27 protein-coding genes are annotated in these 20494 nt (G+C 66.9%); all 27 read right to left on the reverse strand.

Going from position 1 to position 20494, the window contains the following annotated elements:
• Nucleotides 1-2: 2 nt before the first annotated feature.
• Nucleotides 3-371, reverse strand: a complete 369-nt coding sequence (gene rplN / locus RQG77_RS10410) for a 50S ribosomal protein L14 (protein ID WP_053097479.1) — start codon at nucleotides 369-371, stop codon at nucleotides 3-5.
• Nucleotides 368-685, reverse strand: coding sequence for a 30S ribosomal protein S17 (gene rpsQ, locus RQG77_RS10415; RefSeq protein ID WP_042538763.1), 318 nt, complete (start codon nucleotides 683-685; stop codon nucleotides 368-370). Before rpsQ ends, rplN begins: the two co-directional genes overlap by 4 nt.
• A complete protein-coding gene (gene rpmC, locus RQG77_RS10420; protein ID WP_017829202.1) occupies nucleotides 685-1002 on the reverse strand; it encodes a 50S ribosomal protein L29 in 318 nt (105 codons plus the stop codon). Before rpmC ends, rpsQ begins: the two co-directional genes overlap by 1 nt.
• The gene (gene rplP, locus RQG77_RS10425; protein ID WP_056312870.1) at nucleotides 1002-1421 is read right to left on the reverse strand and encodes a 50S ribosomal protein L16; all 420 of its coding nucleotides are present in this window, start codon (nucleotides 1419-1421) and stop codon (nucleotides 1002-1004) included. Before rplP ends, rpmC begins: the two co-directional genes overlap by 1 nt.
• Nucleotides 1421-2176: a 30S ribosomal protein S3 gene (gene rpsC, locus RQG77_RS10430; RefSeq protein WP_017201587.1), complete on the reverse strand. Its 756-nt coding sequence runs from the start codon at nucleotides 2174-2176 to the stop codon at nucleotides 1421-1423. Before rpsC ends, rplP begins: the two co-directional genes overlap by 1 nt.
• Entirely contained in the window at nucleotides 2176-2574 is a 399-nt protein-coding gene (rplV, locus tag RQG77_RS10435; protein ID WP_053097482.1) for a 50S ribosomal protein L22, read from the reverse strand. The genes rpsC and rplV overlap by 1 nt, the downstream gene beginning before the upstream one ends.
• Nucleotides 2575-2599: 25 nt before the next feature.
• Entirely contained in the window at nucleotides 2600-2881 is a 282-nt protein-coding gene (gene rpsS / locus RQG77_RS10440; protein ID WP_017829205.1) for a 30S ribosomal protein S19, read from the reverse strand.
• A gap of 12 nt (nucleotides 2882-2893) precedes the next feature.
• Nucleotides 2894-3733, reverse strand: coding sequence for a 50S ribosomal protein L2 (gene rplB, locus RQG77_RS10445; RefSeq protein WP_045253842.1), 840 nt, complete (start codon nucleotides 3731-3733; stop codon nucleotides 2894-2896).
• A 20-nt stretch (nucleotides 3734-3753) separates the two neighbouring features.
• Nucleotides 3754-4077 carry a 50S ribosomal protein L23 gene (gene rplW, locus RQG77_RS10450; RefSeq protein WP_017829206.1) on the reverse strand — a complete coding sequence of 108 codons (324 nt, stop codon included), beginning with the start codon at nucleotides 4075-4077 and terminating at the stop codon, nucleotides 3754-3756.
• Nucleotides 4074-4736 (reverse strand): 50S ribosomal protein L4, encoded by a 663-nt coding sequence (gene rplD, locus RQG77_RS10455; protein ID WP_045253843.1) that lies wholly within the window; start codon nucleotides 4734-4736, stop codon nucleotides 4074-4076. Before rplD ends, rplW begins: the two co-directional genes overlap by 4 nt.
• A gap of 2 nt (nucleotides 4737-4738) precedes the next feature.
• Nucleotides 4739-5398, reverse strand: coding sequence for a 50S ribosomal protein L3 (gene rplC / locus RQG77_RS10460; RefSeq protein ID WP_311244647.1), 660 nt, complete (start codon nucleotides 5396-5398; stop codon nucleotides 4739-4741).
• A gap of 8 nt (nucleotides 5399-5406) precedes the next feature.
• Nucleotides 5407-5715, reverse strand: coding sequence for a 30S ribosomal protein S10 (rpsJ, locus tag RQG77_RS10465; RefSeq protein WP_017201594.1), 309 nt, complete (start codon nucleotides 5713-5715; stop codon nucleotides 5407-5409).
• An 862-nt stretch (nucleotides 5716-6577) separates the two neighbouring features.
• On the reverse strand, nucleotides 6578-6790 hold the full coding sequence (locus tag RQG77_RS10470; protein WP_311244648.1) for a hypothetical protein: 213 nt from the start codon (nucleotides 6788-6790) through the stop codon (nucleotides 6578-6580).
• 125 nt (nucleotides 6791-6915) lie between these two features.
• Nucleotides 6916-7131, reverse strand: coding sequence for an LPXTG cell wall anchor domain-containing protein (locus RQG77_RS10475; RefSeq protein ID WP_311244649.1), 216 nt, complete (start codon nucleotides 7129-7131; stop codon nucleotides 6916-6918).
• On the reverse strand, nucleotides 7128-7487 hold the full coding sequence (locus tag RQG77_RS10480) for a hypothetical protein (protein ID WP_311244650.1): 360 nt from the start codon (nucleotides 7485-7487) through the stop codon (nucleotides 7128-7130). The genes RQG77_RS10475 and RQG77_RS10480 overlap by 4 nt, the downstream gene beginning before the upstream one ends.
• A 290-nt stretch (nucleotides 7488-7777) precedes the next feature.
• Nucleotides 7778-8968 (reverse strand): elongation factor Tu, encoded by a 1191-nt coding sequence (gene tuf / locus RQG77_RS10485; protein ID WP_045278755.1) that lies wholly within the window; start codon nucleotides 8966-8968, stop codon nucleotides 7778-7780.
• A 147-nt stretch (nucleotides 8969-9115) separates the two neighbouring features.
• A complete protein-coding gene (fusA, locus tag RQG77_RS10490) occupies nucleotides 9116-11233 on the reverse strand; it encodes an elongation factor G (protein WP_056514179.1) in 2118 nt (705 codons plus the stop codon).
• A gap of 85 nt (nucleotides 11234-11318) precedes the next feature.
• Complete coding sequence (gene rpsG, locus RQG77_RS10495; RefSeq protein WP_056117669.1) at nucleotides 11319-11789, reverse strand: 30S ribosomal protein S7; 471 nt, start codon at nucleotides 11787-11789, stop codon at nucleotides 11319-11321.
• A 5-nt stretch (nucleotides 11790-11794) separates the two neighbouring features.
• Nucleotides 11795-12163, reverse strand: a complete 369-nt coding sequence (rpsL, locus tag RQG77_RS10500) for a 30S ribosomal protein S12 (RefSeq protein ID WP_042538704.1) — start codon at nucleotides 12161-12163, stop codon at nucleotides 11795-11797.
• A 224-nt stretch (nucleotides 12164-12387) separates the two neighbouring features.
• A complete protein-coding gene (locus RQG77_RS10505) occupies nucleotides 12388-16167 on the reverse strand; it encodes an SCO7613 C-terminal domain-containing membrane protein (protein WP_311244652.1) in 3780 nt (1259 codons plus the stop codon).
• Nucleotides 16164-16385: a helix-turn-helix transcriptional regulator gene (locus tag RQG77_RS10510; protein WP_056312887.1), complete on the reverse strand. Its 222-nt coding sequence runs from the start codon at nucleotides 16383-16385 to the stop codon at nucleotides 16164-16166. The genes RQG77_RS10505 and RQG77_RS10510 overlap by 4 nt, the downstream gene beginning before the upstream one ends.
• Nucleotides 16385-16861 (reverse strand): DUF2975 domain-containing protein, encoded by a 477-nt coding sequence (locus RQG77_RS10515; RefSeq protein ID WP_311244653.1) that lies wholly within the window; start codon nucleotides 16859-16861, stop codon nucleotides 16385-16387. The genes RQG77_RS10510 and RQG77_RS10515 overlap by 1 nt, the downstream gene beginning before the upstream one ends.
• A 132-nt stretch (nucleotides 16862-16993) precedes the next feature.
• Nucleotides 16994-17641: a spermidine/putrescine ABC transporter substrate-binding protein gene (locus tag RQG77_RS10520; RefSeq protein WP_311244654.1), complete on the reverse strand. Its 648-nt coding sequence runs from the start codon at nucleotides 17639-17641 to the stop codon at nucleotides 16994-16996.
• Between the two features lie 59 nt (nucleotides 17642-17700).
• Entirely contained in the window at nucleotides 17701-18192 is a 492-nt protein-coding gene (locus RQG77_RS10525; RefSeq protein WP_311244655.1) for a hypothetical protein, read from the reverse strand.
• Nucleotides 18193-18200: 8 nt separating this feature from the next.
• Nucleotides 18201-19223: an ABC transporter gene (locus RQG77_RS10530; RefSeq protein WP_311244656.1), complete on the reverse strand. Its 1023-nt coding sequence runs from the start codon at nucleotides 19221-19223 to the stop codon at nucleotides 18201-18203.
• Nucleotides 19224-19354: 131 nt separating this feature from the next.
• Complete coding sequence (locus tag RQG77_RS10535) at nucleotides 19355-19507, reverse strand: hypothetical protein (protein ID WP_311244657.1); 153 nt, start codon at nucleotides 19505-19507, stop codon at nucleotides 19355-19357.
• A gap of 62 nt (nucleotides 19508-19569) precedes the next feature.
• Nucleotides 19570-20493, reverse strand: coding sequence for a sugar ABC transporter permease (locus RQG77_RS10540; protein WP_311244658.1), 924 nt, complete (start codon nucleotides 20491-20493; stop codon nucleotides 19570-19572).
• Between the last annotated feature and the right edge of the window lies 1 nt (nucleotide 20494).

Consider the following 20494-nt stretch of genomic DNA (forward strand, 5'->3'; position numbering starts at 1 on the left):
ACTTAAATAACCTCCGGCGCCAGCGAGACGATCTTCATGAACTTCTTGTCACGAAGCTCGCGACCGACCGGTCCGAAGATACGGGTGCCGCGGGGCTCCCCGTCGTTCTTCAGGATCACGGCGGCGTTCTCGTCGAACTTGATGTACGAGCCGTCGGGACGGCGCGTGGACTTGACCGTGCGGACGATGACGGCCTTGACCACATCGCCCTTCTTGACGTTTCCGCCCGGGATCGCGTCCTTGACGGTCGCGACGATCGTGTCACCCAGACCGGCGTAACGACGACGCGAGCCGCCGAGAACACGGATGGTGAGCAGTTCCTTCGCGCCGGTGTTGTCGGCGACCTTGAGGCGGGATTCCTGCTGGATCACTTGGCCTTCTCCAGAATCTCCACCAGACGCCAGCGCTTCGTGGCGCTGAGCGGGCGGGTCTCGTTGATCAGGACGAGGTCGCCGATGCCGGCGGAGTTCGCCTCGTCGTGCGCCTTGACCTTCGAGGTGCGGCGGATGACCTTGCCGTAAAGCGGGTGCTTCACGCGGTCCTCGACCTCGACCACGATGGTCTTGTCCATCTTGTCGCTGATGACGTAGCCACGACGCGACTTGCGGTACCCACGGGCATCCGCATCGCGGACATCGTGTGCGGCGTGCTCAGCCTCGACGGCGGCTTCCTTCTTGGTGGCCATCACTCAGCCTCTTCCTTCACGGCGTCGTCAGCGGAGTCCGCCTTCTTCGCCTTCGACTTGGTCGCCTTCTTGGCCGGAGCCTCGACGGGAGCGGGCGTCGCACGGATGCCCAGCTCGCGCTCGCGGATCACGGTGTACAGACGCGCGATGTCGCGCTTGACGGCGCGGATGCGGCCGTGGCTCTCCAGCTGGCCGGTGGCCGACTGGAAACGGAGGTTGAACAGCTCCTCCTTGGCCTTACGCAGCTCCTCAACGAGGCGCTGGTCTTCGAACGTGTCGAGCTCTGCCGGAGCGAGCTCCTTGGTGCCGATCGCCATTACGCGTCGCCCTCCTCGCGCTTGATGATGCGTGCCTTGAGAGGCAGCTTGTGAATTGCTCGGGTCAGTGCCTCGCGAGCGAGTTCCTCGCTCACACCGGAGACCTCGAAGAGGACGCGACCCGGCTTGACGTTGGCGACCCACCACTCGGGGGAACCCTTACCGGAACCCATGCGGGTCTCAGCAGGCTTCTTGGTGAGCGGACGGTCGGGGTAGATGTTGATCCACACCTTTCCGCCACGCTTGATGTGACGCGTGACCGCGATACGAGCGGACTCGATCTGACGGTTCGTCACATACGCAGGCGTGAGCGCCTGGATGCCGTACTCGCCGAAGGAGACCTTCGTGCCACCGGTCGCCTGGCCGCTACGGCCGGGGTGGTGCTGCTTACGGAACTTGACCTTACGGGGAATAAGCATCAGGCAGACGCTCCTTCTGCGACGGGTGCCTCGTTGCGCGGTGCACGACGACGGTCGCCACCACGGTCATCACGACGAGCCTTGGGGGCGTTGGCCTGCTCGCGAGCGAGCTCCTTCGCCGTCAGGTCGCCCTTGTAGATCCAGACCTTCACGCCGATGCGGCCGAAGGTGGTCTTCGCCTCGTAGAAGCCGTAGTCGATGTTCGCGCGCAGCGTGTGCAGCGGCACACGACCCTCGCGGTAGAACTCCGAACGGCTCATCTCGGCGCCGCCGAGGCGGCCGGAGACCTGGATGCGGATGCCCTTGGCGCCAGCGCGCTGCGCGCCCTGGAGACCCTTGCGCATCGCACGACGGAACGCCACACGAGCAGAGAGCTGCTCGGCGATGCCCTGTGCGACGAGCTGAGCGTCGGCCTCGGGGTTCTTGACCTCGAGGATGTTCAGCTGGATCTGCTTGCCCGAGAGCTTCTCGAGGTCGCCGCGGATGCGCTCGGCCTCTGCTCCACGACGACCGATCACGATGCCCGGACGGGCGGTGTGGATGTCGACGCGGACGCGGTCACGGGTGCGCTCGATCTCGATGTTCGAGACACCGGCGCGGTCGAGCTGCGTCTTCAGCAGGTTGCGGATCTTGATGTCCTCGGCGACGTAGTCGGCGTAACGCTGACCCGGCTTCGTCGAGTCCGAGAACCAACGCGACACATGGTCAGTCGTGATGCCGAGGCGGAAGCCGTACGGGTTTACTTTCTGTCCCATTACTTGCTCGCCTTCTTGTTGCTGTCGCTTGCCGCAGCCGGAGCTGCCTCAGGCGTCGAGAGCACGACCGTGATGTGGCTCGTGCGCTTCTTGATCTGGAAAGCGCGACCCTGTGCACGGGGCTGGAAACGCTTGAGCGTCGTGCCCTCGTCTACGTAGGCGTTAGCCACGTACAGGTCCTGCTCGTCGAGGTACTCGCCGTCACGATCCGCCTTGACCTGCGCGTTGGCCATGGCCGACGCGACAAGCTTGTAGATCGGCTCACTGGCGCTCTGCTGTGCGAACTTCAGGATCGCCAGAGCCTCCTGGGCCTGCTTGCCCTTGATGAGCGCGACGACACGACGAGCCTTCTGAGGGGTCACGCGGATGTGTCGCACGCGTGCGATGGACTCCACCATTTCTCTCTCCTCTATCGCCACCGCGTCAGCGGCGGCGGCCCTTCTTGTCGTCCTTCTCGTGGCCGCGGAAGGTGCGGGTGGGCGCGAACTCGCCCAGTTTGTGGCCGACCATGGTCTCGGACACAAACACGGGGATGTGCTTGCGACCGTCGTGGACCGCGATCGTGTGACCCAGCATGGCCGGGATGATCATGGACCGGCGGGACCAGGTCTTGATGACGTTCTTGGTGCCGGCTTCGTTCTGCACGACCACCTTGCGAAGCAGGTGATCGTCGACGAAGGGGCCCTTCTTAAGACTGCGAGGCATCTTCTCTTACTCCTACTTACGCTTCTTGCCGGCGTTACGACGACGCACGATGTACTTGTCGCTTTCCTTGTTGGCGTGACGGGTGCGACCCTCAGCCTGGCCCCACGGGGAGACGGGGTGACGTCCACCGGACGTCTTGCCCTCACCACCACCGTGCGGGTGGTCGACCGGGTTCATCGCGACACCACGGACGGTCGGGCGGACGCCCTTCCAGCGCATGCGGCCGGCCTTACCCCAGTTGATGTTCGACTGCTCGGCGTTTCCGACCTCGCCGATGGTCGCGCGGCAGCGCGCATCGACGTTGCGGATCTCGCCCGAGGGCAGACGCAGCTGAGCGAAGTTGCCATCCTTGGCGACGAGACGGACGGATGCACCGGCCGAACGTGCCATCTTCGCGCCGCCACCGGGACGGAGCTCGATCGCGTGGATGACGGTACCCGTCGGGATGTTCTTCAGCGGGAGGTTGTTGCCCGGCTTGATGTCGGCACCTGCACCCGACTCGATGACGTCGCCCTGCTTCAGCTTCGCCGGCGCGAGGATGTAGCGCTTCTCGCCGTCGAAGTAGTGCAGCAGCGCGATGCGTGCCGTGCGGTTGGGGTCGTACTCGATGTGAGCGACCTTGGCGTCCACGCCGTCCTTGTCATTGCGACGGAAGTCGATGACGCGGTACTGGCGCTTGTGGCCACCACCGATGTGACGGGTCGTGATACGGCCCTGGTTGTTGCGACCACCGGTCTTCGAGAGCGGGCGCAGCAGCGACTTCTCCGGCGTCGATCGGGTGATCTCGGCGAAGTCAGCCACCGACGAGCCGCGACGGCCCGGGGTCGTGGGCTTGTACTTGCGAATAGCCATTATTGTCCTTATCCCCCGGATCAGCCGATTGCCGTGAAGATGTCGATGGTGCCCGACTTCAGGGTCACGATGGCGCGCTTGGTGTCCTTGCGCTTGCCCGTGCCGAAGCGGGTGCGACGAGCCTTGCCGACGCGGTTGAGGGTGTTGACCCCAGCGACCTTGACGCCGAAGATCTTCTCGATGGCGAGCTTGATCTCGGTCTTCGAAGCGCGCGGGTCCACGAGGAAGGTGTACTTACCCTCGTCGATGAGACCGTAGCTCTTCTCGGACACGACCGGCTTCAGGATGATGTCGCGCGGGTCCTTGTTCAGGGCCGTCTGGAGAACAGATGCCTGCTCGCTCATGCGGAGACCTCCTGGTTGGCGCCGGACTTGGAGGCGATGAAGCCCTCGAGCGCGGCCTGGGTGAAGACGATGTCGTCGGAGACGAGCACGTCGTATGCGTTGAGCTGGTCGAACGTCAGCACGTGCAGGTTCGACAGGTTGCGGATGCTCTTCAGCGTCACGTCGTCGTTGCGCTCGATGACGACGAGCACGTTCTTCGACGAGACGACGTTGGTGAGGAAGTTCACCGCGGTCTTGGTCGAAGGCGTGCCGTCGATGCCGAAGGACTCGATGGCGTGGATGCGGTCACCGCGGAAGCGGTCGCTCAGTGCACCACGGAGGGCAGCGGCGATCATCTTCTTGGGGGTGCGCTGCGAGTAGTCGCGCGGCTTGGGGCCGTGCACGATTCCACCACCGGTCATGTGCGGCGCGCGGATGGAGCCCTGACGGGCGTTACCCGTGCCCTTCTGCTTGAAGGGCTTGCGGCCGGCACCCGAGACCTCACCGCGACGCTTGGTCGAGTGGGTTCCCTGGCGAGCCGCCGCGAGCTGCGCGACGACGACCTGGTGGATGAGCGGGATGTTCGTCTTGGCGTCGAACAGTTCGGCGGGAAGCTCGATCGAGCCAGCCTTCTTGCCGTCTGCCTTGAGGACGTCAAGCGCGAGAGTGGAGTCAGCCATGATCAGGCACCCTTCACTGCGTTGCGGACGTAGACGATGCGGCCACGAGCACCGGGGACGGCGCCCTTGACGAGCAGCAGACCCTTCTCGATGTCGACGGCGTGCACCGTGAGGTTGAGGACGGTCACGCGCTCGCCACCCATACGGCCGGCCATGCGCATGCCCTTGAAGACGCGGCTCGGGGTCGACGATGCGCCGATCGAGCCGGGCTTGCGGTGGTTGCGGTGCGAACCGTGCGAAGCCGAGACACCCTTGAAGTTGTGACGCTTCATGACACCGGCGAAGCCCTTGCCCTTGCTCGTGCCGACGACGTCGACGAGCTGGCCTGCTTCGAACGTGCCGTCGACCGTGAGCTCCTGGCCCAGCGAGTAGTCAGCGGCATCCGCGGTGCGGATCTCGGTGACGTGACGACGCGGCGTGACGCCTGCGGCCTCGAAGTGAGCGGTCAGCGGCTTGTTCACCTTGCGCGGGTCGATCTGGCCGTACGCGATCTGCACGGCGTTGTAGCCGTCCTTCTCGGGGGTACGGATCTGCGTGACCACGTTCGAGGCGAGCTCGATGACGGTGACGGGAACGAGCTTGCCGCTCTCGTTCCAGACCTGGGTCATACCGAGCTTCGTGCCCAGCATGCCCTTGGAAATCTTGGAGTTGATGTCAACCATGTCCGACCTCAGAGCTTGATCTCGATGTTGACATCGGCAGGAAGGTCGAGACGCATCAGCGAGTCGACAGCCTTGGGCGTCGGGTCGACGATGTCGATCAGACGCTTGTGGGTGCGCATCTCGAAGTGCTCGCGGCTGTCCTTGTACTTGTGGGGCGACCGGATGACGCACACGACGTTCTTCTCGGTCGGAAGGGGCACGGGGCCGACGACCGTGGCGCCCGCGCGGGTCACCGTGTCGACGATCTTGCGTGCGGACGTGTCGATCACCTCGTGGTCATACGACTTCAGGCGAATGCGGATCTTCTGTCCCGCCATTGTCTGCTCTCTCTCTTTAGGCGTCTTACCGACCTGGGCCGGGTGACCCAGGGGCATTGGACGCACGTCGGCGCTGTTCGCGCCTCGGCACTCGAACGGCTCTCGCGAGTCGATCTGCTGCACCACTGTTCTGCTGTCATTCCGCACGCCTCTCGACGAGCGGATGTCCGACCTCCGCCGCGCACGGCGGAGCCCTCGTGATGAAGATGTCGGGATCGTTCTGCCACCCGCGGCCTAGGTCCCTGCGCGTCTGCGCCGCCTATGCACTGCCGTGATGGTGATCCAGCAACGCTGAGCGCGCCGGAATGTCGAACCTGTCTATTCTGCCACGGCCGATTTCACTTGCGCAAACCCGGGCGTGTCGCGCCGGCTGTGCATCTCCTGAGCGCGCGCCCCGGTCGTCGGATCGGCGCCTCTGATCGACGCCGACGACGACCCCTCAGCGCGCTGAGGAGAGCGGGGCGAGGCATCCCCATGCCTCGCCCCGCTTGGGGAGGGCGTTCAGTGCGAGGGGGCACACCGAACGCGAGGAGACCGGCGTGAAGGGACGCCGGGATCCTCGACCGAGGGCGCGGCGAAGTGACCGCCGCGCAGGCGGGAAGACGTCAGAGCGCACAGAGTGCGCGCGTCGCACGATGATCCCCAAAATCGTATTCCCCAGTTTGACGCGGCGAACCGCGTGAATTCAGGATGCCGAACCCCTTCGACACCCCTGATCGCAAGTTCCCCAGGCGATCGAGAACCATCCTACGGGAACAGGTCGCTGAAACGCGATACCGCCGCCCGGAATACTTGGTTCCGGACGCAGAAGAGCGGCGACTCCCCTCGGGGAGCCGCCGCTCTCGGTCTCAGTGGCGAGCGCTCACTCGTTGCCGACGGCCTTGTCGGCGCTCTCGCGGATCTCGTCGATCTTGTCCGCGGCACCCGGAGCGAGCTTCTTCGCGAAGTCGGCGACGCCGTCGAGGACCTTGTCGCTGATGTCCTCGGCCTGCTCGCTCTTGACGGCCTCGGCGATCTTGTCCTTGTTCTGCTCGTACAGATCCTTGCCCTTGTTGACGGTGTCCTCGATACCCATGCGGGCCCCCTTGTATGCGATCGGATGCGGCGGATCCCCGACGCACGTTCATTCTGCCCGGATCGGCGCCTGGGCGGAAGAGACGCGAAAGGGACGGTCATATAGACCGCCCCTCCCTGGCGCGACTACTCGGCGGTGACGGCATCCCGTCGACGGCGGTACGCGAGGAACAGCCCACCGGAGATGAGCATCAGGAGCGCCATCGCGATCAGGCTCCGGGCCGTCTCGGCTCCGGTCGTCGCGAGCGGATCGGCCGCCTTCACATCGACTGTCGCGTCGTCGACGAGCTGCGCCTCATCGGTCTGCTCGGTCGGCGAATCCACTACGACGGCATTGGTCACCGACGGGTACGCCTGCTCGCCGATGCGCACGCGCAGCGTGAGAGCGACCTCCTCGTCGAGGGCGAGACCGTCCTCGAGCGTGCCGCCGCGACGAGGCTCAGATTGAACTGCGCTCCCCCGCCACTGTTCGTGACGTCGACGTCGAATCCGACGTTCTCCCCTGCCAGAACGACCTCCTTTCCGGCGGAGGCCGGATCGACGTTCTGAGCCGAGATGGTGGGCGCCCACAGAGCGGCGGATGCCGTCTGCGCCGTGACCCCGAGGGCGAGCGCCCCGGCGATCAGAGAGACGACGGCGGTGATCGCCGTCAGTCTCCGGGCGCGCTGAATGTTCTTTCGACGCAGGGTCGAACGCATGCTGAAACTCCCCTTAACCCTGCACGCCACTCCCCGGTGTGCAGGCACTCCCCTATCCGCACGCGCACCGCCATACGGCTCAGGAGGGCTTCGGGGCTCTCCGAGCATCAGTGGTGTCGTGACCGGCCTTGACCTCGGGCACGAGCGTGCGTACTGCACGGAACGCAGTACTCACAACGATATATGACACTTCGCGTTATATTCAACGGCATACATCGGCGCGGCGTGCGGCGGGACGACAGAAGGGGCCGGACCCGAAGGTCCGACCCCTTTTGTCAGGAAGCAGATGCTTACTTGATGATCTTCGTGACCGTACCGGCGCCGACGGTGCGTCCACCCTCACGGATGGCGAAGCCGAGGCCCTCTTCCATGGCGATCGGCTGGATCAGCTCGACCGTCACGTCGGTGGTGTCGCCGGGCATGACCATCTCGGTGCCCTCGGGCAGCGTGATGACGCCGGTGACGTCGGTGGTGCGGAAGTAGAACTGCGGGCGGTAGTTCGTGTAGAAGGGGTTGTGACGCCCACCCTCATCCTTGGACAGGATGTATGCGGTACCGGCGAAGTCGGTGTGCGGCGTGACCGAACCCGGCTTGACGATGACCTGACCGCGCTCGACGTCCTCACGCTTCGTGCCACGGAGCAGGAGACCGCAGTTCTCGCCGGCCCATGCCTCGTCGAGCTGCTTGTGGAACATCTCGATACCCGTGACCGTGGTCTTGACGGTCGGACGCAGTCCGACGATCTCGACCTCGGAGTTGATGGCCAGCGTGCCGCGCTCGGCGCGGCCGGTGACGACGGTTCCACGACCGGTGATCGTGAAGACGTCCTCGACGGGCATCAGGAACGGCTTGTCCTTGTCGCGCACGGGGTCGGGAACGTTGTTGTCGACGGCCTCCATGAGGTCGAGGATGGACTGGGTCCACTTCTCGTCACCCTCGAGTGCCTTCAGAGCGGAGACGCGGACGACAGGAGCGTCCTCGGCGAAGCCCTGCGAGGCGAGCAGCTCGGAGACCTCGAGCTCGACGAGCTCCAGGATCTCCTCGTCGTCGACCATGTCGCTCTTGTTCAGCGCGACCAGCAGGTACGGCACGCCGACCTGCTTGGCGAGCAGAACGTGCTCACGGGTCTGAGCCATCGGGCCGTCGGTGGCGGCGACCACGAGGATCGCGCCGTCCATCTGAGCAGCACCGGTGATCATGTTCTTGACGTAGTCGGCGTGGCCGGGGGCGTCAACGTGCGCGTAGTGGCGCTTCGGGGTCTCGTACTCGATGTGCGAGATGTTGATGGTGATTCCACGCTGGCGCTCTTCCGGCGCCGAGTCGATGGAAGCGAAGTCGCGCTGCACGTTGGTGTCAGACGGGAACTTGTCAGCAAGCACCTTCGAGATCGCTGCGGAGAGCGTGGTCTTGCCGTGGTCAACGTGACCGATGGTTCCGATGTTGACGTGCGGCTTGGTCCGCTCGAACTTGGCCTTAGCCACTGGGTCCTCCTCAGGACGTCATGTAGAGGGTGCCGGGCACTGGTTTGCGACCGGTTCTCTACGGGTGTGAATCTCAGTTTAGTAGAGAGGGAATGTGAAGTTGTAGGGGACCTGGGAGCCGAGCCGGAACTCGACTCCCAGGAAGTGTTATTCGCCGCCCTGGTGCTTCTGGACGATCTCGTCCGCCACAGCGCGGGGAACCTCAGCGTAGCTGTTGAACTCCATCGAGTAGACGGCGCGACCCGAGGTCTTCGAGCGCAGGTCGCCGATGTATCCGAACATCTCGGACAGCGGGACGTGCGCACGGACGACCTTGACGCCTGCGGCGTCCTCCATCGACTGGATCTGGCCGCGACGCGAGTTCAGGTCGCCGATGACGTCGCCCATGTACTCCTCGGGAGTACGCACCTCGACCGCCATGAGCGGCTCGAGGAGTGCCGGGCTCGCCCGACGCAGGGCTTCCTTCATACCCATCGATCCTGCGATCTTGAACGCCATCTCCGAGGAGTCGACGTCGTGGGCCGCACCATCGACGATCGTCGCCTTGACGCCGACGATCGGGTAGCCGGCGAGCACGCCGACGTTCATCGCGTCCTGGAAGCCGGCATCGATCGAGCCGATGTACTCGCGCGGGATGCGACCACCGGTGACCGCGTTGACGAACTCGTACGTCTTCTCGTCGTCGAGGTCGAGCGGCTCGATGTTGAACTGGATCTTCGCGAACTGACCCGATCCACCCGTCTGCTTCTTGTGCGTGTAGTCGTACTTCTCGACGCCCTTGCGGATCGTCTCGCGGTACGCCACCTGCGGCTTGCCGACGTTGGCCTCGACGTTGAACTCGCGCTTCATGCGGTCGACGAGGATGTCGAGGTGCAGCTCGCCCATGCCCTTGATGGTCGTCTGACCGGTCTCGGGGTTGAGCTCCGTGCGGAAGGTCGGGTCCTCTTCAGCGAGCTTCTGGATGGCGACACCCAGCTTCTCCTGGTCGGCCTTGGTCTTCGGCTCGATCGCGACCTCGATGACGGGCTCGGGGAACGTCATCGACTCGAGGACGACCGGTGAGGCCGGGTCGGTCAGGGTGTCACCGGTGGTGGTGTCCTTCAGACCGATGACCGCGTAGATGTTGCCTGCGGTGACCGAGGGAACCGGGATCTCCTTGTTGGCGTGCATCTGGAAGATCTTCCCGATGCGCTCCTTCTTCCCCTTGGTCGAGTTGATGACCGCGGCACCGGAGTCGAGCTGACCCGAGTAGACGCGCACGTAGGTGAGGCGACCGAAGAACGGGTGCACCGCGACCTTGAACGCGAGAGCTGCGAACGGGTCCTTGGCGTCAGGGTGACGCTCGATGATCGTGTCGTAGTCCTTGGGGTCGTGCGCCTCGATCGATCCCACGTCGAGCGGGTTCGGGAGGTAGTCGACGACCGCGTCGAGCATCGGCTGGACGCCACGGTTCTTGAACGCGGAACCGCAGAGGACCGGGTAGATCTCGGAAGCCACGGTGAGCTTGCGGATCGCGCCCTTGATCTCGGCGACGGTCAGCTCTTCGCCACCGAAGAACTTCTCGAGCAGAGCGTCGTCGGTCTCGGCGACGGTCTCGAGGAGCTGCTGACGGTACTCGTCGGCCTTCTCCTTGAGGTCGGCCGGGATCTCCTGGATCTCGTAGGAGGCGCCCATGGTGACGTCACCCTTGGAGTCACCCGCCCAGACGAGCGCACGCATCTCGACGAGGTCGATGACGCCGATGAAGTCGTTCTCTGCACCGATGGGCAGCTGGATGACCAGCGGCTTGGCGCCGAGGCGGTTGATGATGGTGTCGACGGTGAAGTAGAAGTCCGCGCCGAGCTTGTCCATCTTGTTGACGAAGCAGATGCGGGGGACGTTGTACTTGTCGGCCTGACGCCACACGGTCTCGGACTGGGGCTCGACGCCCTCCTTGCCGTCGAAGACGGCGACGGCACCGTCGAGGACGCGGAGCGAACGCTCCACCTCGACCGTGAAGTCCACGTGACCGGGGGTGTCGATGATGTTGATCTGGTTCTTGTTCCAGTAGCAGGTCACGGCGGCAGACGTGATCGTGATGCCGCGCTCCTTCTCCTGCTCCATCCAGTCGGTGGTCGATGCACCGTCGTGGGTCTCGCCGAGCTTGTGGTTGACGCCCGTGTAGAACAGGATGCGCTCGGTCGTGGTGGTCTTGCCAGCATCGATGTGAGCCATGATGCCGATGTTCCGAACCTTGCTCAGGTCGGTGAGCACGTCTTGTGCCACAGGAGTGTCCTTATCTTTTGTGCAGTCGTACTGCGAAGAGGGGGGTGCCCGCCCCCGATGTGTGATCGGGGGCGGGCGAAGCTGTTTACCAGCGGTAGTGAGCGAACGCGCGGTTCGACTCGGCCATCTTGTGCGTGTCCTCGCGGCGCTTGACCGCTGCACCGAGACCGTTCGACGCGTCGAGGATCTCGTTCTGGAGACGCTCGGTCATCGTCTTCTCACGACGACCCTTGGCGTAGCTGACGAGCCAGCGCAGCGCGAGGGTGTTCGCGCGGTGCGGCTTGACCTCGACCGGAACCTGGTAGGTCGAGCCACCGACGCGGCGGCTCTTGACCTCGAGAGTCGGGCGCACGTTGTCGAGCGCCTTCTTCAGAGTGGCGACGGCGTCCTGACCGTTCTTCGCCTCGACGCCCTTGAGGGCGGTGTAGACGATCGACTCGGCGAGCGACTTCTTGCCGTCGACCAGGATCTTGTTGACCAGCTGGCTGACGATCGGAGCGCCGTATACCGGGTCGTTGACGACGGGACGCTTAGGGGCGGGACCCTTACGAGGCATTGGACTCAGCCCTTCTTCGCGCCGTAGAGGCTGCGAGCCTGCTTACGGTTCTTGACGGCCTGGGTGTCCAGGGCGCCACGGACGATCTTGTAGCGAACACCGGGGAGGTCCTTGACACGACCACCGCGGACGAGCACCAGGGAGTGCTCCTGGAGGTTGTGACCCTCACCCGGGATGTATGCGGTCACCTCGGTGCCGTTGCGGAGCTTCACACGAGCGACCTTGCGCATCGCCGAGTTCGGCTTCTTCGGGGTGGTGGTGTAGACGCGGGTGCAGACCCCGGCCTGCTGCGGGTTCGACTTGAGTGCGGGCGCCTTGGTCTTGGTGACCTTGGGCGAGCGACCCTTGCGAACCAACTGCTGAATGGTTGGCACGTTCTCTCCTCATAATGCTGCACGGTGACAGCGTGATGGGTTTCACATCAGTGACCCACCGGCACGCCGGAATCGACGAGCCTTTGTGGTGGTGGGTATGCCGTGGGGGCGGACCGGCCATGGAGCCGACGCCCAGCGCACACGTCGAGACGTGCACACACCTGATCAAGTGTAATGCCGCGTAACGCGCCGGTCAAATGAGCGTCGGCCTCCACGCCGGGCGATCAGCGCAGATCCCGCATCCGCGCCGCGACGCCGCCGCCCTCCCCCGTCCGACGCTCCGCGGTCACCGCGATGATGAGGAGCACCGCCCCCATCACTGCGAGTGTGATCCACCAGGGCATGGACTCGACCCCGCGGCCGATCTGCACCGAGAAGACGAAGACGTTCTCGATCGGCAGCACGATGAGTCCGAGCAGGAACGGGGCGGCGAGGCGGTTGCGTGATCCGATGAGGATCGCGGCCAGAGCGAGCACCATCACCAGGATCGCCCGCCAGGTGAGCGGATCCGTGAAGGTCGAGACGATCGACGCGATCATCATCGTGACGATCCCCGGCGTGAGCAGCGCCCACGAGCCGCTCCACCGTGCGGGCCAGCTGTTCAGCGTGCCGCGCTCTCCCGCACTCGCGCCGTCGGTCCGCCGCATGGCGAGCGCACCGGCGACCAGCAGGAAGGCGCCCAGCGGCAGCGAGAACCACTCGACTCGCAGATCACGCGGGCTCCATGCCACGACGGCGGTGACGAAGGCGATGGCGAAGAGGAACCAGACGGGCGGTGCGGTCGTCGCCCGCACGCTCACGCTGCGTGCGGTCACGACGGTCGCGATCAGGTAGCCGAGCATGAGCATCCACATCGGCCAGATCGAGAACCAATCCCGCTCGATCGCGGTCCAGGTGCCGGCGGCGAGGGCGAGTGCGGCGGGAGCCCCCAGCCAGCGCGTTCTCCGCAGCGCCGAGTCGACGCCGGCCGAGGCGCGGAGCGCACGGGCGACGAGCGCGAGCACCAGGGCGCCCACCGCGCTCACGCCGAGGCAGGCGACGAAGAGGCCCAGACCCTGCAACTGCGCGAAGTCCCAGCCGAGTCCGATGCGGATGCCCTGAAGCGGTCCGACGACTGCCGCGAGGCCCGCAGCGATGAGGGTCGGGATGCGCAGCTCGCGGAGACGGTGCAGCCTCGATCCGGGCTGGGCGCGACCGACCAGAGCGTCGAGGGCGAGCAGCACCCCGGCACCGGCGAGGAGTCCTCCGACTCGCCACGAGACCCCCGTCTGACCGACCGCGTCGGGTTCGATGAGGGCGACGAGAGCGAGGATCGGCCCGATCGCCACGAGCATCCCGGCGGCGAACAGCGCGGTCGCCCGACCGCCGCGGACCGTGACGAGCACGGCCACGAGCGCCGCCCCCAGCGACGGCGGAAGCAGATAGGCCTCGAGGAGGTCGACGCCGGCGATCCCCCAGACGCACCACAGTGCCCCGGTGAACGCCGCGCCCGCGACGCCCCACGCGTAGCGGCGACCGGCGAACAGCGCAGCGGCGACGCCGCCGATCCCGATCACGAGGAGCACGATCAGCGCGGTTCCGAGCCCCGCTGCCTCACGACCGACCGACAGGCCGGTGGCGATGAGGCCGGTGAGGAGCGCGGACGATTCGATCGCGATGCGTGCGGCGTCGGCCGTCGCCGGGGCGTGCCCCCTCGCGACGAGCACTCCACGGATCGAGGAGGACGCCGCGAGGGCGAGGGCGACGAGCACCGCGACGATCGGGAGGGCGACCGGCGACCCGCTCGAGGCGAGCAGCTGGGCCCCGAGGCAGACCACGACGACCGCGAGGGTCGGCACGAGCATCCCCGCTGCCGCCGTACGCACGAGACGCGTGAGTCCGGGTCGGCGCGTGAGCAGCAGCGTCAGGGCGAGGACGAACATCAGTCCGGTGGAGAGCGCGGTCCAGCCGCTGCGCTCCTCGACCACCTGCAGGACACCGATGCCGAACGGCACGGCGGAGACGACGAGGATCGCCTGCCATGACCGCGCACCGATGCGCGGAAGATACGTGGCCGAGATCGCCACGAGCAGACCCGCGGATGCCGTCAGGCAGAGCTGCGCGATGCTGCCGACCCCACCCTCGGCCAGCGCCGTCGCGATGAGGATCAGTCCGTAGGCGAAGCCCGCGCCGACCGAGATGAAGCGTCGGCGCGCCGGACGCACGGCCGCGACGGAACCCAGCGCGATCAGCGTCGCGAGGCCCGCGAGAGGCACGGCGGATGCGTCGCGCCAGGCGACGATCACCGAGGCGACGAGAGCGAGATACGCGCCGATGAGCAGGAGGGGCACGATGCCCCTGCCCGCCGTGCGCTGCGGCGCCCTGGCCATCACCACCGCGACCGCGACGACGGCACTCGTGAGGACGGCGATCGCCGCAGGCAGCACCAGCAGTCCGCTGCAGCCGAGCACGAGCACTGCGAGCGCACCGGATGCGAGGGACACCCGTGCGGCGGGTACGGAGAGTGCGCGGAGGCCGTCCCGATCGCGGGCGAGGCGGCCGAAGGCGGCGAGACCGACGCAGACGGCCGCGAGTCCGGCGGGGGTGCCCCACCCCGCGAGGCCGAACGCATCGACACCGTCGTTCTGTCGGAGGAAGCCGGTCATGGTGGTGCCGCCGGTGATCACGGCGTCGGCGAGAAGAGCGAGGGCCGGCACGGCGAGCACCGACAGCGCGCCCCCGGCGACCTGTCCGCGGGGCACCCGAGCGGGGAGCGGAACCACCGCCCCGATCAGCACGAGCGCGACGGCGGCCACAGCGGGGATGATCGCGAAATACCACGAGATCGAGAGCTCCCGGATGCCGGGGATGGCGTAGACGACGAGCACGATCGCCGCCGAGCCCGCCGCTCCGGCGACATAGGCCCAGAGACCACCGAGCATCCGCCGAGCCGCGATCACGGCGTGCACCGCGATCAGGGCGAGCATCCCGCTCATGGCGAGCAGTGACGCGGTCTCGCTCGCCAGGTCGATCCGCCACACGAGCACGAGTGCGCTCGCAGTCGCGATCAGCTGCACGGCCACGAGGGTGACGCGCTCGACGTTCGGCGGACGGAGGAACTCGATGATCACCGCTGCGGCGAAGGCGACGCCTATCGCGCCCGCCACGCCCGAGAGCGAAGTCGCTCCCGCCGCTCCCAGCATCGCGGGGGTGAGCGCCAGCGTGACCGTCGCCGTCCACTGCCAGACCCTGATGCCGCGTTGCGTGCCGGCACCGAGCATCACGATCGCGGCGACGGCGGAGACGACCGCGGCCGTGAGCCAGGGGTCGACCCCGGGCGCTGCGAGCTGTGCGACGGCATGCACGTCGAGTCCCGCGAACACCAGCCCGAGGCCGCCGACCGCTTCGGCGGAGAAGCGCAGGCCACGACGGGAGAGCAACCAGGCTCCCCCGAGGAACAACAGGGTGATCAGCCCGACGATCACACTGCGCAGGGCACGATCGGCGAGGTCGGGGTTGAAGTAGGTGAAGACGATCGCGGCGACGGCGAACAGGCCGGCACCGGCGGTCGCGAGGACCGATTGGAGCGTCGCGCTGCTCTGCGGAGATGCCGGAGGCTTCGCACTGCTGCCTGCTCCCGGAGGGGGCGGGGGCGGCTGCGACTCGGCCGACACCGCGGCATGCGCCGTGTCCGGCACGGCGACGGACACGGAGGCGGATGCGGAGACGAATGCCGGAGCACCTGTTGCTGCGCCCGTCGAGGCAGCCGGCCCGGAGACGAGCGGGACGCGGGTGAGAGTCTCGTCCCGAGCCCGGATCGCCGCGGCGGCCGCCAGCGATGCCTCCCAGACCTCGGTGCCCATGGGGCCGCGCAGATCCGCGCCGCATCGCGCGCAGCATCCGCCGTCCAGCATCCCGCGGCACACGGGGCAGCTCGTGTGGTCGAGGAGCTGCAGGGCGAGCACCTCGCCCCAGGTCGTCGGGTGCGAGCCCGAGGTCGACGGGGTCACAGATGTGATGGTCATGACCGCTCCTCCGATTCGGGCACCCAGCGCAGGATGTCGCCCGGCTGACACTCGAGGACGCGGCAGATCGCCTCGAGGGTCGTGAAGCGCACCGCTTTGGCCCTGCCGTTCTTGAGCACGGCGACGTTCGCCGGCGTGATCCCGATGGCGTCCGCGAAGTCCTGCACGCTCATCTTCTTGATGGCGAGCTGCACGTCGAGGTCGATGACGATCGGCATCAGACGACCTCCGACATGTCCTGCTCGAGCTCGAGCGCCTTGCGGAGGAGCCCCCGCAGCACCACCAGCAGCAGCGCGAGGGCGGCGCTCACGACGATTCCCAGGACGGCCAGCAGCGACAGCGACAGCGACACCGCTCGGCTGGCGACGATCACCATGTACGAGACGAGGATGATCGCGCCCGCAGCGATCAGGGCACCGAGGATGATGTCGACGTAGCGGAACGCCTCGACCCGGAAGATGCGCCCCTCCTGCACGAGAGACAGCAGGAACCAGATGCAGACCAGCGTCACCTCGATGAGGCCGATGAAGACCACGGCACCGATGATCCCCGGGATCTCGAGCTGCGCGACGTCGGGATTGCGGAGCGCGGTGATGCGCGCGACCTCGGGGATGACCAGGGTCTGGCTGGCCAGCAGAAGCGCGAGCAGGACGATGATCAGCGCCTGGAGGACGCGGGAGACACGAGGATGCATGAATGGGCCTATCGATCGCCAATGGGTATCTATCGAAAAACGATACCCACCGCCACGCGACGTCGCCACTCCCGCGTCGACCTCTCAGCGGATATGCAGGCAGCGGCGCGATCGCCGCCGGTCGCCCCGGGTCTACTGGACGTCGGGATCGAACGGGGAGTCGAGCGAGTCGGTGAGCTCCGCCAGCAGCGCCTCGATCTGCGGCTCGACATGCTGCGAGATCGCCGCCTGGATGTAGATGCGGTGCCGGAGCAGGAGGCTGCAGATCTCGCGACCCACCATGTTGGCGTACTCGTCGGCGAGCGCCACCTCCTGCCGCAGCGCCACCTTCGCCTCATCGCTCAGCGGTGGGAGGGGCGGAAGATCCGCCGTCGCATCGTCGGCCATGCCCGCGATCGTGAACAGGAACGGTGCCCCGGGAATCGGCTCCGGATCCAGCGGCAGGCCGTCGAACTCGGGGTCGAGCCCGTCCGCTGGCCGGTAGGTGCGTGCCCGATTGCGTGCGGTCTGCTGGTCGAGCTCGCGCTGCAGCATCGGCAGATTCCTGGCCGTGTACTCCGCGACGGCATGGTCGACGATGGTCTTGATCCGCGTCGAGAGCCCGTGCTGCACGCCGTGCGGCGTGTTCGAGCCGATGCCCGCCGCCGAGAGTATCGGCGACCCCAGACAGCGCCGACAGGGCGCGACTCTTCCTCGATGGGTGGCCGGCTCCCACCGAGGCACCCAGCGCAGCCAGGCCTCGACGGCCTGGTCGACCTGCGTCTCCAACGAGCGCTCCACACCTAGAGCGTACGGCGCACCCGGCGTGCACACGGCGATTTCCGCATGACGGCGGGGCGTCACTCCTCGTCGTCGCGTTCCCAGGGCCACTGCGGATGCTGCGCGCGCGTGCGCCGGAGCGCGATTCCACCCCAGGCTGCGATCGCGGCGGCGAGGACGAGCACCGCGCTCGGCCCTCCCGTCACGAGATCGCCGGCGACGGCCGTCGCGACGATGAGGTCACCTCGGGCCGTCGCCACGCCGATCCACACGGCGACCAGGTGCCCCAGCGCCGTCGCGATCGCGATGCCCGGAACGGCGAGGAACGACGGGTTCGATCGCCGCAGGGCGAACCAGAGGGTCAGAGCGAAGACGACCACGGCGACCAGCATGCCCGCAGCCCCCGGCACCTGACCGAGCCCGGGGACCGAGATGATGTCACTGTCGGTCGCCACGCTCACCGCACCGAGGCCGAAGACGGCGAGGGCGAAGAAACTGATCGCCGCGAGCACCAGCGCCAAGACGGCCGAAACCCCCGCGGACTCGGGTCCACGGGGGTTCGGCGATGACATGTTCGTGACTACCTCGACAGCGTCGGGCCGGCCTCGAGGGTGCGCTCGTACTCGCGCTGCGCCTCGGCATTCAGCTCGGTCTTGCGGGCGCCGCTGCGTGCGACCCACGCACCGAACCAGATCGTCAGCTCACGGGCGAACACGAAGGCGGCGATCGCGAGCGGGTGGAAGAGCTGCGCGCCGACGAGCTCATTGCCCTCGCTCGCGCTGAGCAGCCAGAACGGCGCCTCGAAGAGGGCACCGAGGATGTGACCGCCGTAGGCGATCAGACCGACGATGATGCCGAAGACCACCCAGAGGCCCCACCGACCGCGGTTGATGAAAGCACCGAGCAGCCAGAAGCCCAGGAAGAACACCACCACGGGAACCCAGTAGCCCCACGTGGTGAGCGGCGCGAGAGCCGACTCGGCGATGTTCTCGCCCGTGACGTCGCCGGCGAAGGCGCCGAGCCCGAGCGTGGCGCCCAGGTACAGGATCGCGAAGGCGACGGTGGCGAGCAGGCCGATGGCGCCAGCCGTGCCGCGGTTGCCGCGCTCGCGGGGCGGCTCCGGAGCCTGCACGAAGATCGGCTGCTGCTGCAGGGGCGGGGCGATGACGGGCTCGGCGACCGCGGGCTCGGACGGGACGATGCGCGTCTCGGTGTCGTCGACCGATGAGTACGCGGCACCGGCCAGGGCCGACTGCTCGTGTGCCACGGGCGGCGTGTAGGCCGCAGTGGCGTCAGCATCCGTGTTCCAGGACGTCGTCTTGTCGTCCTTCTCGGCATCAAGGTACTTGGGGTCGTTCAGCTCCGGCGTCGCGAAGGTGCCGGGGTGCTCGTTCTCGGCGGCCTCGAAGGCGGCCAGGTCGGGGTCGACGGCGGGCGTCGTCGTCGCGGCCGACTTGTCGTCAGCAGGGTCGGTGGTGTCGGCGGGCGTGCCGGAGACACCTGCACCCGCTGCGGCGGCGGCGTCGAGTCCAGCGTTCGCGCTGTCGACGACGTCGTTGACGTCCTTCGGCCGCTCAGGCTGTGGAACCTCGGGGTCACTCATGGGGTGCGCCTCTCATCGGAAGTGTGCTCTGCGAGGTTACCGCCGTCCCCGCGCCCGCTGACGGAGGCGTGCCGACGTGTCGCCCAGCCCGTATCCGTGCGGATCTCCCTGCACCCGTGGCGCGTCAGGAGTCAGGGCAGGGTCGACCGAAGGGTGTCTCCGACGAACGAAGCCACCGCGGGCAGGATCGGGATCGCGAACCAGATCAGAGCGCCCACGACACCCGTGCACAGGACTCCGGCGATCCAGCTGATCGCCACGTTGCGTCCCGCGACCCGTGCCATGCCTCCACGCTACGACCGGTGGGTGCCACCACCGCGTCGCAACGCCGAGGAGCGTGCGCCGATCAGCCCTTCGTCGCACCCGCCGTGAGCCCGCCGACGATGTAGCGCTGCAGGAACAGGAAGAGGATCATCACCGGGATGGCTGCCATCACAGCTCCCGCCGAGAACGCCGACCAGTCCGCGTAGCGCGGGTTCGCGACGAGCTTGGTGAGGCCGACGACCAACGTCTGCTGCTCGACATCGACGAGCATGACGCTCGCGATCACGTATTCGTTGACCGTGCCGATGAACGACAGCAGAGCGACGACCGCGAGGATCGGCGCCACCAGCGGAAGGATCATGGTGAAGAAGATGCGCGCGTGACCCGCGCCGTCGATGCGGGCGGCCTCGTCGAGCTCCATCGGCAGCGTGTTGAAGAAGCCGTACATGAGGTAGGTGTTCACGCCGAGCGCGCCACCGAGGTACACGAGGATCAGGCCCGTGTGCGTGTTGAGGCCGATCGCGGGGAACCAGTCCCCCAGCGTCGACATGAGGAGGAAGATCGCGACCACGGCGAGCAGCTGCGGGAACATCTGCACGACGACGATCGTGACGAGTCCGATACGTCGGCCGGCGAAGCGCATGCGCGAGAAGGCATATGCCGCGAGGGCCCCGATGAAGACGGTCACGGCGCCGGTGACGACGGCGATGACCAGGGTGTTCAGGAACCACAGTCCGTAGGGATTCTGAGGGTCGCTGAGGATGCGCACATAGCTGTCGAGGCCGATCGCCGAGAACAGCTGATTGGATCCCGTCAGGGTTCCGCGTGGGTTCAGCGACGCCGAGACGACGTACAGGAGGGGGAAGAGCGCGAACGCGCTGACGATGATCGCCACGACATGGCGCCATCCGGTGTCCGCGAACCAGCCGCCGAACGAGCGGCGACGAGGGCCGAGATTCCGCTCGACCGTGACGGGGGCGGCGGTGCGAGTGTCCGTGGTGCTCATG

This window comes from Microbacterium sp. WCS2018Hpa-23, assembly GCF_031843845.1.
Classification (GTDB): domain Bacteria; phylum Actinomycetota; class Actinomycetes; order Actinomycetales; family Microbacteriaceae; genus Microbacterium.

Excerpts from the sequence above, each read along its gene's own strand:
- rplW (WP_017829206.1), bottom strand. The coding sequence starts at position 4,077 with ATGAGCGAGCAGGCATCTGTTCTCCAGACGGCCCTGAACAAGGACCCG.
- rpsC (WP_017201587.1), bottom strand. The coding sequence starts at position 2,176 with ATGGGACAGAAAGTAAACCCGTACGGCTTCCGCCTCGGCATCACGACT.
- rplD (WP_045253843.1), bottom strand. The coding sequence starts at position 4,736 with ATGGCTGACTCCACTCTCGCGCTTGACGTCCTCAAGGCAGACGGCAAG.
- RQG77_RS10470 (WP_311244648.1), bottom strand. The coding sequence starts at position 6,790 with ATGGGTATCGAGGACACCGTCAACAAGGGCAAGGATCTGTACGAGCAG.
- RQG77_RS10525 (WP_311244655.1), bottom strand. The coding sequence starts at position 18,192 with ATGTCATCGCCGAACCCCCGTGGACCCGAGTCCGCGGGGGTTTCGGCC.
- rpsG (WP_056117669.1), bottom strand. The coding sequence starts at position 11,789 with ATGCCTCGTAAGGGTCCCGCCCCTAAGCGTCCCGTCGTCAACGACCCG.
- RQG77_RS10535 (WP_311244657.1), bottom strand. The coding sequence starts at position 19,507 with ATGGCACGGGTCGCGGGACGCAACGTGGCGATCAGCTGGATCGCCGGA.
- RQG77_RS10530 (WP_311244656.1), bottom strand. The coding sequence starts at position 19,223 with ATGAGTGACCCCGAGGTTCCACAGCCTGAGCGGCCGAAGGACGTCAAC.
- rpmC (WP_017829202.1), bottom strand. The coding sequence starts at position 1,002 with ATGGCGATCGGCACCAAGGAGCTCGCTCCGGCAGAGCTCGACACGTTC.
- RQG77_RS10505 (WP_311244652.1), bottom strand. The coding sequence starts at position 16,167 with ATGACCATCACATCTGTGACCCCGTCGACCTCGGGCTCGCACCCGACG.
- rplB (WP_045253842.1), bottom strand. The coding sequence starts at position 3,733 with ATGGCTATTCGCAAGTACAAGCCCACGACCCCGGGCCGTCGCGGCTCG.
- rplP (WP_056312870.1), bottom strand. The coding sequence starts at position 1,421 with ATGCTTATTCCCCGTAAGGTCAAGTTCCGTAAGCAGCACCACCCCGGC.
- rplC (WP_311244647.1), bottom strand. The coding sequence starts at position 5,398 with ATGGTTGACATCAACTCCAAGATTTCCAAGGGCATGCTGGGCACGAAG.
- RQG77_RS10515 (WP_311244653.1), bottom strand. The coding sequence starts at position 16,861 with ATGCATCCTCGTGTCTCCCGCGTCCTCCAGGCGCTGATCATCGTCCTG.
- RQG77_RS10510 (WP_056312887.1), bottom strand. The coding sequence starts at position 16,385 with ATGCCGATCGTCATCGACCTCGACGTGCAGCTCGCCATCAAGAAGATG.
- rpsJ (WP_017201594.1), bottom strand. The coding sequence starts at position 5,715 with ATGGCGGGACAGAAGATCCGCATTCGCCTGAAGTCGTATGACCACGAG.
- rpsS (WP_017829205.1), bottom strand. The coding sequence starts at position 2,881 with ATGCCTCGCAGTCTTAAGAAGGGCCCCTTCGTCGACGATCACCTGCTT.
- RQG77_RS10480 (WP_311244650.1), bottom strand. The coding sequence starts at position 7,487 with ATGCGTTCGACCCTGCGTCGAAAGAACATTCAGCGCGCCCGGAGACTG.
- rpsQ (WP_042538763.1), bottom strand. The coding sequence starts at position 685 with ATGGCCACCAAGAAGGAAGCCGCCGTCGAGGCTGAGCACGCCGCACAC.
- rplV (WP_053097482.1), bottom strand. The coding sequence starts at position 2,574 with ATGGTGGAGTCCATCGCACGCGTGCGACACATCCGCGTGACCCCTCAG.
- RQG77_RS10540 (WP_311244658.1), bottom strand. The coding sequence starts at position 20,493 with ATGAGCACCACGGACACTCGCACCGCCGCCCCCGTCACGGTCGAGCGG.